This is a genomic window from Enterobacter sp. UNJFSC 003 (assembly GCF_036903355.1).
In the GTDB taxonomy this organism is placed as follows: Bacteria; Pseudomonadota; Gammaproteobacteria; order Enterobacterales; family Enterobacteriaceae; genus Enterobacter.
Genome location: NZ_JBAKHK010000017.1, coordinates 52,063 through 62,665, shown reverse-complemented (window position 1 = coordinate 62,665; position 10,603 = coordinate 52,063). Strand labels below are relative to the sequence as shown.

The following is a 10,603-nucleotide window of genomic DNA, read 5'->3' as shown; positions in this document are numbered from 1 at the left end:
GGTGGCTACGACGGGATTCGAACCTGTGACCCCATCATTATGAGTGATGTGCTCTAACCAACTGAGCTACGTAGCCATCTTTTTTTCGCGTTACCTTATCGGCGTTGCGGGGCGCATTATGCGTATAGACCCTTGCAGCGTCAACACCTTTTTCAACGAAAATAGCGGGAATGTGACTGTTTGGTTAGGTTGCGAACAGCGTGGCCGAATATTCGGCAATTATTGGTTATTAATCGGTTTTAAGTGGCGAAAAGTGAGGCAAAAAAAACAGGCCCCGGAGGGCCTGTCGATCAACTTTTTGCTTACTTATAAGCAGACTGGTGAACGCCAACCGCACGTCCAGAGGGATCGTTCATAGACTTGAAAGATTCATCCCATTCAATGGCTTTAGCTGAAGAACAGGCAACGGACGGGCCACCAGGTACACACTCGGCTGCGCTGGGTACCGGGAACAGCTCTTCGAAGATCTCACGGTACAAATAGGCTTCTTTCGAGCCTGGCGTATTGTACGGGAAGCGGAAGCTCGCCGTTTCCAGCTGTTGGTCGGAAACCTGTTTTGCCGCCACCTCTTTCAGGGTGTCGATCCAGCTGTAACCTACGCCGTCAGAAAACTGCTCTTTTTGGCGCCACGCAACGCTTGCCGGCAGGTAGGATTCAAAACATTCGCGCAGGATATGTTTTTCCATTTTGCCGTTGCCGCACATTTTGTCCTGCGGGTTGATGCGCATCGCCACGTCGAGGAATTTCTTATCCAGGAACGGAACGCGCGCTTCTACGCCCCACGCAGACATGGCTTTGTTGGCACGCGCACAGTCGAACATGTGCAACGCCTGCAGTTTACGCACCGTCTCTTCGTGCAATTCTTTGGCATTTGGCGCTTTATGGAAGTACAGATAGCCGCCAAATACCTCGTCAGAACCTTCGCCCGACAGCACCATTTTGATACCCATCGCTTTGATTTTACGCGACATGAGATACATCGGCGTAGATGCGCGAATAGTGGTTACGTCATAGGTTTCAATGTGATAGATCACATCGCGGATCGCATCCAGGCCTTCCTGCACGGTAAAGTGAATTTCATGGTGCACGGTGCCGAGATGGTTTGCCACTTCCTGCGCAGCTTTCAGGTCAGGTGCCCCTTCAAGACCCACGGCGAAGGAGTGCAGCTGCGGCCACCAGGCTTCTGAACGCTCCTGATCTTCCACGCGGCGCGCGGCGAATTTCTTAGTGATCGCGGAGATCACGGAGGAGTCCAGCCCGCCTGAGAGCAGTACGCCATACGGTACGTCAGACATCAGGTGGCTTTTCACGGAATCCTCCAGCGCCTGACGCAGCTCGGCTTTGTCAGTGACGTTGTCTTTTACCGCGTCATAATCGAACCAGTCACGCTGGTAGTATTGGCGAATTTCACCGTCTTTGCTCCACAGATAGCTTCCCGCAGGGAACTCTTTGATGGAACGGCAAACCGGTACCAGGGCTTTCATTTCAGACGCAACATAGAAGTTGCCGTGTTCATCATGGCCCATGTACAGCGGGATAATACCAATGTGGTCACGGCCAATCAGGTATGCATCTTTTTCGCTGTCGTACAGGGCGAAGGCAAACATACCCTCCAGCTCGTCCAGGAATTCTGGTCCTTTCTCCTGATACAGCGCGAGGATGACTTCACAGTCAGAACCGGTCTGGAAGGCGTAACGATCGCCATACTCGGCGCGCAGCGCCTGGTGGTTGTAGATTTCCCCGTTCACAGCCAGCGCGTGCGTTTTTTTCTCGTTATACAGCGGCTGTGCACCGGCGTTGACGTCAACAATGGACAGACGCTCGTGTGCCAGAATAGCTTTATCGCTGGCGTAAACCCCTGACCAGTCCGGGCCGCGATGGCGCATCAGGCGGGACAATTCGAGTGCTTTTTTACGCAGTTCGCCCGCGTCAGTTTTAATATCCAGTACGCCAAAAATTGAACACATAACCTTCTCCGTTAACCCTGTTGCTTTGTAATGTTGCTTGCTTATGAAAATGCCGCAAAGGGGAGGGGCGCGCAAGGCTTTTACGGGGTAAAACGGAAATAGTGCAAAGGTGATTGATGAATGTTGAAAAAAGAGTATGTAGAAGGCGGTTTTATTGATGATTATTCAATGAATCTCGATTTTTGTTAGAGGGTAATGATTTTCCGCGAGCCAAAAATGAAAAACCACGCTTTGCAGCGTGGCCTGGGATTAGATGACGTCGATTTCGTCGACGGAGGGGTAAATCCAGCTCGGGCGGAACGGCATGGAATCAATGTCATCAAGCGTTGAAACGCCAGAGAGCACGAGAATTGTCTCCAGACCCGCCTGGAAACCGGCCAGAATATCGGTACGAAGGTTATCACCGACAATGACGGTTTCTTCTGAGTGGGCCTGCATCTTATTCAGCGCAGCACGGATAATCCATGGGCTCGGCTTACCGACCACAAACGGTTTACGACCAGAAATCTTTTCTATACCGGCACACAGTGCGCCGCAGGCAGGATAAAAACCGCGACCATGGGTATCCGGGTTGGTGGCGATAAAGCGCGCGCCGCTGGCAACAAAGTAAGCGGCTTTATGCATCATCTCCCAGTTAAAGGAACGCGTTTCGCCGACAATCACAAAGTCCGGGTTAACATCGGTAATGGTAAAGCCCGCTTTATACAGCTCGTGGATCAGCGCGCCTTCCCCAACCACGTAGGCTTTTTTCCCTTCCTGACGCTTCAGAAAATCGGCCGTTGCCATTGCCGAGGTATAAAACACGCTGTCTGGCACGTCGACGCCCGCTGTAGCAAAGCGGTTTGCCAGATCCTGACCGGTTTGGGAAGGGTAGTTCGTGAGAAGAACCAGAGGCATTCCTTTGTCGATGATGCGGTGTAAAAACTCCGCAGCACCCGGCACGGCAACATTGTCGTGCATCAGCACGCCGTCGATATCACAAATTACATTCTTAATGGTCATGGACGTTCCGACATCAAAAAAAGAAGGCGTTACTATAAGGTTCGATCAGCTTTCCAGCAAATGCTGCAGCAGGATCCCGTTGAGCATGGCGCGTTTGACCAGCGCAAATGCCCCGATCGCGGAGCGGTGATCCAGCGTTGAGCGCACCACCGGTAAGTTCTGGCGAAACGCCTTAAGCGCCTGAGTGTTGATACAGCCTTCAATGGCAGGCAGTAACACTTTTTCAGCTTCAACGATTTCACCGGCGATCACCACTTTTTGCGGGTTAAACAGGTTGATGGCAATGGCGATGGTTTTACCAAGATGGCGACCCACCTGCTCGATCACTTCGCAGGCCAGCGCATCGCCTTTATTTGCGGCTTTGCAAATGGCACCAATTTTACAGTCATCCAGCGTGACGCGGCTCTGGTAGCCTTGTTCGATCAGATGGCGAACCCGATGCTCAATGGCCGCGTTGGCGGCGACGGTTTCAAGACAACCAAAGTTACCGCAGTGGCAGCGTTCGCCGAGCGGTTCCACCTGAATATGGCCTATCTCGCCCACGTTACCGTTTCGACCAATAAAAATGCGGCCATTGGAGATGATGCCTGCACCCGTACCCCGGTGAACGCGCACCAGAATAGAGTCTTCACAGTCCTGGCTCGCACCAAAGTAGTGCTCGGCCAGGGCCAAGGAGCGGATATCGTGACCCACAAAGCAGGTCACTTTAAACCGTATTTCCAGTGCATCGACCAGGCCCCAGTTCTCCACCTGAATGTGCGGCATATAGCGAATAACGCCGCTTTCCGGATCGACAAGGCCGGGCAGAATCACCGATATTGCAATAAGCTCGCGGATCTTGCGCTGGCAGTTTTCAATAAACTGCGCGATGGTGTTCAAAAGCGCGTGTTCGAGCGTCTCCTGAGTGCGTTCCGGGAGAGGATAGTGTTCTTCGGCAATGGCTTTGCTGCTGAGATCGTAGAGCGTCAGCGTGGTGTCATAACGACCCAAGCGGACGCCAATCGCCTGAAAATTGCGGGTTTCGGTAATGATGGAGATGGCGCGGCGCCCCCCGGTGGAGGCCTGCTGATCGACTTCTTTGATCAGGCCGCGCTCAATAAGCTGGCGCGTAATTTTTGTCACGCTGGCGGGAGCAAGCTGGCTTTGTTCGGCTATCTGAATGCGTGAGATTGGCCCGTGCTGGTCAATCAGGCGATAAACTGCCGCGCTGTTAAGTTGTTTAACGAGATCGACATTACCGATTTGAGCTTGTCCGCCTGGTGTCATACTTTTACTTACTCAGTGACGACCTCGTTACCATTAACGATGGTCTTAATAATTTTATAATCCTGTGTGAATGCCGTCAGGTTTGCAACCATACCTGGAGCAATTACGCCAAGCTGTTTATCCACGCCTATAGCGCGAGCCGGGTACAGCGTTGCCATGCGCAGCACTTCTTCAAGCGCTATTCCGCAATGTTCAACCAGGTTACGCACCCCTTCAATCATGGTCAGGGCTGAACCGCTCAACGTCCCGTTCTCATCCACACAGAGTCCGTTACGGTAGTATATTGTTTTACCAGCAAAAATGAACTGGTCAATATTTGCCCCTGCCGGTGCTGTGGCGTCGGTTACCAGACACAGCTTGTCGCCTTTCAGACGTTTGGCGTTACGGATATTGGTGAAATCGACATGCAACCCGTCAGCGATAATGCCGCAGTAGACGTCGGGTTCGTCCAGAATAGCCCCCACCAGTCCCGGCTCGCGTCCTGTGATATACGGCATGGCGTTATAAAGATGGGTCGCAAACGTGATACCGGCACGGAAGCCTGCTTTAGCTTCTTTCAGCGTCGCGTTTGAGTGGCCTGCGGAAACGACAATCCCGGCGGCGGCCAGCTTGCCAATCACGTCAGTGCCCGTCATTTCCGGTGCCAGCGTGACTTTGGCGATCACATCGGCGTTGGCACACATGTAGTCGACCAGCTCAGCATCCGGTTTGCGCACATAATTCGGATTATGCGTTCCTTTTTTGACAATATTCAGCCATGGACCTTCAAGATGCAGGCCCAGCGCCTGGTTAGGGTATTTGGCCAGATAGTCACGCATGACGCGAATACCCTGTTTCATCAGGTCATCACTACTGGTGATAAGGGTTGGGAGATAGCTGGTGCAGCCCGATTTCTCGTTAGCTTTCTGCATGATTTCCAGCGTTTCAACCGTCACCGCCTCTGCAGTGTCATTGAACTGCACACCGCCGCAGCCGTTCAGCTGCACGTCGATGAAACCGGGGGAGATTGCTGCTCCATTGAGTGAGCGCTGTTCCATCTCCGGCGGCAACTCTGCCAGCGGGCAAACACGTTCAATCAGGCCATTCGCGATAACAATCGCGTGGTCATCCAGAATTTCATGGCCGGTATAAATCCGACCGTGGGTTAAAGCGTACATAACGACCCCCGGTTTAAAAAAGCGACCGCCCCTTTTGCGAGGCGGTTATTCAATTACAGATCTTTGATATTTTCTGATTCTAACTCGTTGAAATATTTCAACGTTTTCACTTTCAGTTCCATCGTTGACGGTTCGTCACAGACGATAACTGATTTTGGATGCAGCTGCAGGCAACTGATGGTCCACATATGATTAACGTTGCCTTCAACGGCTGCCTGGAGCGCCTGCGCTTTCACGCCGCCCAGAACCAGAATCATCACTTCTTCGGCATCCAACAGGGTGCCCACACCTACGGTCAGGGCGTATTTAGGAACCTGGTTCACGTCGCCGTCGAAGAAACGGGAGTTTGCCACGCGCGTGTCATGGGTCAGCGTTTTAATACGCGTACGAGAAGCAAGAGAAGACGCAGGTTCGTTAAATGCGATATGACCATCGTTGCCCACGCCACCCATAAACAGATGGATTTTACCGTAAGAACGGATTTTTTCTTCATACTGACGGCATTCTGCGTCAATATCGGGCGCGTTTCCATTCAGCAGGTTAATGTTTTCAGCTGGAATATCAACGTGATCGAAGAAGTTACGGTGCATGAAACTGTGATAGCTTTCTGGATGGTCCTTTGGCAGGCCAACATATTCGTCCATGTTGAACGTGACGACATGCTTAAAGCTAACCTGGCCCGCTTTGTGCATTTCAACCAGAGCTTTGTACGCTGTCAGCGGTGTACCGCCGGTTGGAAGACCAAGAACGAAAGGACGATCGGCGGTAGGTTTGAAGGCGTTAATGCGGTTAACGATATGACGGGCAGCCCATTTACCGACTTGTTCAGCTGTTGCCAGGGGGATCAGTCTCATTGTTCACCTCTAAGGTTAAAGTAAAAGAGTGGGCGGATGATTTCTGGAGCCTGAACTAAGCGTAACCTGGAACCTTTCAGGCCGGATCAATCCGTCTTGATTTTTTGAATGATAAAATAAGTTTTCGCTGTTAGCCAGTCCATGGGGGTGTAATTAACGATATTTGGTGACAAAAATCACAAAAAGTACGCGTTTAATTTGCGATACGAATTAATTTTTCACACACTCAGAATGCCAGTGAATCATCAACTGTATCTATAGTTAGTGACACAATAAAAAACACAGCTGAGAACGTGCCTTAAACGGGGTCTCATAGGGGGAAGAAAGTGAGTATTCTAGGTTATTTACAAAAGGTTGGCCGCGCGCTTATGGTGCCGGTTGCCACGCTGCCAGCGGCAGCGATATTGATGGGTGTGGGTTACTGGATTGACCCGGTAGGTTGGGGTGGAGATAACGCACTCGCGGCGTTCTTCATTAAATCGGGTTCCGCCATTATCGACAACATGTCCGTACTGTTCGCCATTGGTGTGGCTTACGGTATGTCTAAAGATAAAGATGGTGCTGCGGCGTTGACGGGTTTTGTGGGCTTCCTTGTGCTGACCACGCTCTGTTCTCCAGCTGCCGTTGCTATGATCCAGAAAATCCCGGCGGACCAGGTTCCTGCCGCGTTCGGTAAGATCAGTAACCAGTTCGTGGGTATCCTGGTCGGTATTATCTCTGCAGAACTGTACAACCGGTTCAGCAGCGTTGAGCTGCCAAAAGCGCTGTCGTTCTTCAGCGGCCGTCGTCTGGTGCCAATTCTGACCTCCTTCGTGATGATCTTCGTTGCGTTTATCCTGATGTACATCTGGCCGGTTATCTTCGACGGTCTGGTGAACTTCGGTGAACATATTCAGAAACTGGGTTCCGTCGGTGCGGGCGTGTACGCGTTCTTCAACCGTCTGCTGATCCCGGTTGGCCTGCACCACGCGTTGAACTCCGTATTCTGGTTCGACGTTGCGGGTATTAACGATATTCCTAACTTCCTGGGTGGCGCACAGTCCATCGAAGCAGGTAAAGCGGTTGTCGGTATTACCGGTCGTTACCAGGCAGGCTTCTTCCCCATCATGATGTTTGGTCTCCCAGGTGCTGCGCTGGCTATCTACCACTGCGCGCGTCCCGAGAACAAAGCAAAAGTGCTGGGTATCATGATGGCAGGTGCATTTGCTGCCTTCTTCACGGGTATCACCGAGCCGCTGGAATTCTCCTTCATGTTCGTGGCACCGGTGCTGTACGTGATTCACGCCGTGCTGACCGGTATCTCCGTATTCATCGCTGCAAGCATGCACTGGATTGCCGGTTTTGGCTTCAGCGCCGGGCTGGTGGATATGGTGCTCTCCTCGCGTAACCCGTTGGCGACCCACTGGTGGATGCTGATCCCACAAGGTTTGGTGTTCTTCGTTATCTACTACGTGGTGTTCCGTTTCACTATCACCAAATTCAACCTGATGACTCCGGGTCGCGAACTGGCCGTTGCCGGTAGCGAAGCTGATGGTCAGGACGTGAACGTCAGTGCAGACAAAGAACAGGACGTTGCAGGCCTTGCGCGTCAGTACATCGCCGCTGTTGGGGGTTCTGACAACCTGACCGGTATCGATGCTTGTATCACCCGTCTGCGTCTGAACGTTAAAGACTCCTCTCTGGTGAACGAAGCGCTGGCAAAACGTCTGGGGGCGTCTGGCGTTATCCGTTTGAACAAAACCAGCGTGCAGATAATCGTAGGCTTTGTGGCAGAGAAAATTGCGAATGCGATGAAAACTACCGGTCCGGTCGCTGCTGCTGAAGCAACGTCGGCACCTGCTGCCGCGCCAGCTGCCTCAAAACCGCAGGCCGTGCCAAACCCAACGACTATCGCTGCGCTGGTATCGCCAGTCACCGGTGAAGTGGTTGCCATTGAACAAGTGCCTGATGAAGCCTTTGCCAGCAAAGCAGTGGGTGACGGCGTGGCAGTGAAACCAACGGACAAAACCGTGGTGTCTCCTGCGGCCGGCACTATCGTCAAAATCTTCAATACCAACCACGCGTTCTGCCTCGAAACTGAGAAAGGCGCGGAGATCGTTGTCCATATGGGTATCGACACCGTTGCGTTGAACGGTCAGGGCTTTACTCGTCTGGTGGAAGAGGGGGCTGAAGTGGTTGCAGGTCAGCCGATTCTGGAAATGGATCTGGACTTCCTGAACGCTAATGCGCGCTCCATGATCAGTCCAGTGGTGTGCAGCAACATCGACGACTTTAGCGGTCTGGTCATTCAGGCTAAAGGTCAGGTGGTTGCGGGCCAAACCCCACTGTATGAGATTAAAGGCAAGTAATCGCTCCTGAGTAGAGTCATGCCTTAAGCGGCGGGGGGAGATCCTCCGCCGCTTTTTTTTGCAGCAAATACCCCCATTATTTTCTTCAGAGACGTTTTAAGGGTTGTCACTACGTCCGGCTTATAAGATCATATGCCGTTATACGTTGTTTACGCTTTGAGGAATCCACGATGAGTGAGGCTGAAGCCCGCCCGAGTAACTTTATTCGTCAGATCATCGATGAAGATCTGGCCAGTGGTAAGCACACCACAGTTCATACCCGTTTCCCGCCGGAGCCGAATGGCTACCTGCACATTGGTCATGCGAAATCTATCTGCCTGAACTTTGGCATTGCGCAAGACTATCAGGGACAGTGCAACCTGCGTTTCGATGACACCAACCCAGTAAAAGAAGACATCGAATACGTTGAGTCCATCAAGAACGACGTGCAATGGCTCGGCTTCAACTGGTCTGGCGATATCTGCTACTCCTCTGACTATTTTGATCAGCTGTTTGCCTATGCGGTTGAGCTCATCAATAAAGGTCTGGCGTATGTGGATGAACTGTCCGCTGATGAAATCCGTGAATACCGCGGCTCGCTGACCGCGCCGGGTAAAAACAGTCCCTACCGCGATCGCAGCGTAGAAGAGAACCTGGCACTGTTTGAAAAAATGCGTGCCGGCGGCTTCGAAGAAGGCAAAGCGTGTCTGCGTGCCAAAATCGACATGGCGTCTCCGTTCATCGTGATGCGCGATCCGGTTCTGTACCGTATTAAGTTCGCTGAACATCACCAGACCGGTAACAAGTGGTGCATCTACCCGATGTACGACTTCACCCACTGCATCAGCGATGCGCTGGAAGGCATTACGCATTCACTGTGTACGCTGGAGTTCCAGGACAACCGCCGCCTGTACGACTGGGTACTGGATAACATCACCATCCCTGTGCATCCGCGTCAGTACGAGTTCTCTCGTCTGAATCTGGAATACACCGTGATGTCCAAGCGTAAGCTGAACGAGTTGGTGACCGACAAACACGTTGAAGGCTGGGATGACCCGCGTATGCCGACCATCTCTGGTCTGCGTCGCCGTGGTTACACCTCTGCTTCTATTCGTGAGTTCTGCAAACGTATTGGCGTCACCAAACAGGACAACACCATTGAGATTGCTTCTCTGGAATCCTGTATTCGTGAAGATTTGAACGAAAACGCGCCGCGCGCGATGGCGGTTATCGATCCGGTGAAGCTGGTTATCGAAAACTACCCGCAGGGCGAGAGCGAGCTGGTCTCCATGCCAAACCATCCGAGCAAACCGGAGATGGGAACCCGCGACGTGCCTTTCAGCGGTGAAATCTGGATCGACCGCGCTGACTTCCGCGAAGAAGCGAACAAGCAGTACAAGCGTCTGGTGATGGGCAAAGAAGTCCGTCTGCGTAACGCTTACGTGATCAAAGCTGAGCGCGTTGAGAAAGATGCAGGAGGTAATATCGTGACTATCTTCTGTTCTTACGATGCAGAGACCCTGAGCAAAGATCCGGCTGATGGCCGTAAAGTTAAGGGTGTTATTCACTGGGTGAGCGCATCACATGCGCTGCCGATTGAAATCCGCCTGTACGATCGCCTCTTCAGCGTGCCTAACCCTGGCGCTGCGGAGAACTTCCTGGAGACCATCAACCCGGAATCTCTGGTGATTAAGCAGGGCTATGCTGAGCCTTCACTGAAGGCTGCGGAAGCGGGTAAAGCGTTCCAGTTTGAGCGTGAAGGTTATTTCTGCCTTGACAGCCGACACAGCACGGCTGAAAAACCGGTGTTTAACCGTACCGTAGGTCTGCGCGATACATGGGCTAAGATCGGCGAATAATAACGCTGCTCTGGTCAATGAGAGACAAACGCCGCTTATTGCGGCGTTTTTTTTATTAACGATCATGCTATTAACGCATGAGAGGAATAGGGCAGGCCGGAAATTCAGGTCAATGGCGTGCTACTTATTTTTCAGAAAAAAGTTTGTGTATTTATCAAAATATAAATGGCA

The 10,603-nt window shown here is 52.1% G+C and carries 7 protein-coding genes and 1 tRNA gene; 2 read left to right on the top strand and 6 right to left on the bottom strand.

The genetic code is table 11. From position 1 onward, the window contains the following. Positions 1-2: 2 nt before the first annotated feature. The 6 genes from V5P19_RS22070 to nagB form a co-directional block, all read right to left on the bottom strand. Positions 3-76: transfer RNA gene (locus tag V5P19_RS22070), tRNA-Met, on the bottom strand. Positions 77-302: 226 nt separating this feature from the next. Then, positions 303-1,967: an asparagine synthase B gene (asnB, locus tag V5P19_RS22065; RefSeq protein ID WP_334407542.1), complete on the bottom strand. Its 1,665-nt coding sequence runs from the start codon at positions 1,965-1,967 to the stop codon at positions 303-305. 249 nt (positions 1,968-2,216) lie between these two features. Beyond that, entirely contained in the window at positions 2,217-2,969 is a 753-nt protein-coding gene (nagD, locus tag V5P19_RS22060; protein ID WP_334407540.1) for a ribonucleotide monophosphatase NagD, read from the bottom strand. 45 nt (positions 2,970-3,014) lie between these two features. Next, positions 3,015-4,235 (bottom strand): N-acetylglucosamine repressor, encoded by a 1,221-nt coding sequence (locus tag V5P19_RS22055; protein ID WP_334407538.1) that lies wholly within the window; start codon positions 4,233-4,235, stop codon positions 3,015-3,017. An 8-nt stretch (positions 4,236-4,243) separates the two neighbouring features. Beyond that, positions 4,244-5,392 (bottom strand): N-acetylglucosamine-6-phosphate deacetylase, encoded by a 1,149-nt coding sequence (gene nagA, locus V5P19_RS22050; RefSeq protein WP_334407536.1) that lies wholly within the window; start codon positions 5,390-5,392, stop codon positions 4,244-4,246. Between the two features lie 53 nt (positions 5,393-5,445). Continuing rightward, positions 5,446-6,246, bottom strand: coding sequence for a glucosamine-6-phosphate deaminase (nagB, locus tag V5P19_RS22045; protein ID WP_334407534.1), 801 nt, complete (start codon positions 6,244-6,246; stop codon positions 5,446-5,448). 326 nt (positions 6,247-6,572) lie between these two features. Between nagB and nagE the strand changes: the two genes are divergently transcribed. Together nagE and glnS are read left to right on the top strand one after the other, a co-directional pair. Further along, entirely contained in the window at positions 6,573-8,594 is a 2,022-nt protein-coding gene (gene nagE / locus V5P19_RS22040) for an N-acetylglucosamine-specific PTS transporter subunit IIBC (protein WP_334407532.1), read from the top strand. Positions 8,595-8,764: 170 nt separating this feature from the next. Continuing rightward, positions 8,765-10,432: a glutamine--tRNA ligase gene (gene glnS, locus V5P19_RS22035; RefSeq protein WP_334407530.1), complete on the top strand. Its 1,668-nt coding sequence runs from the start codon at positions 8,765-8,767 to the stop codon at positions 10,430-10,432. The last annotated feature ends 171 nt before the right edge of the window (positions 10,433-10,603 follow it).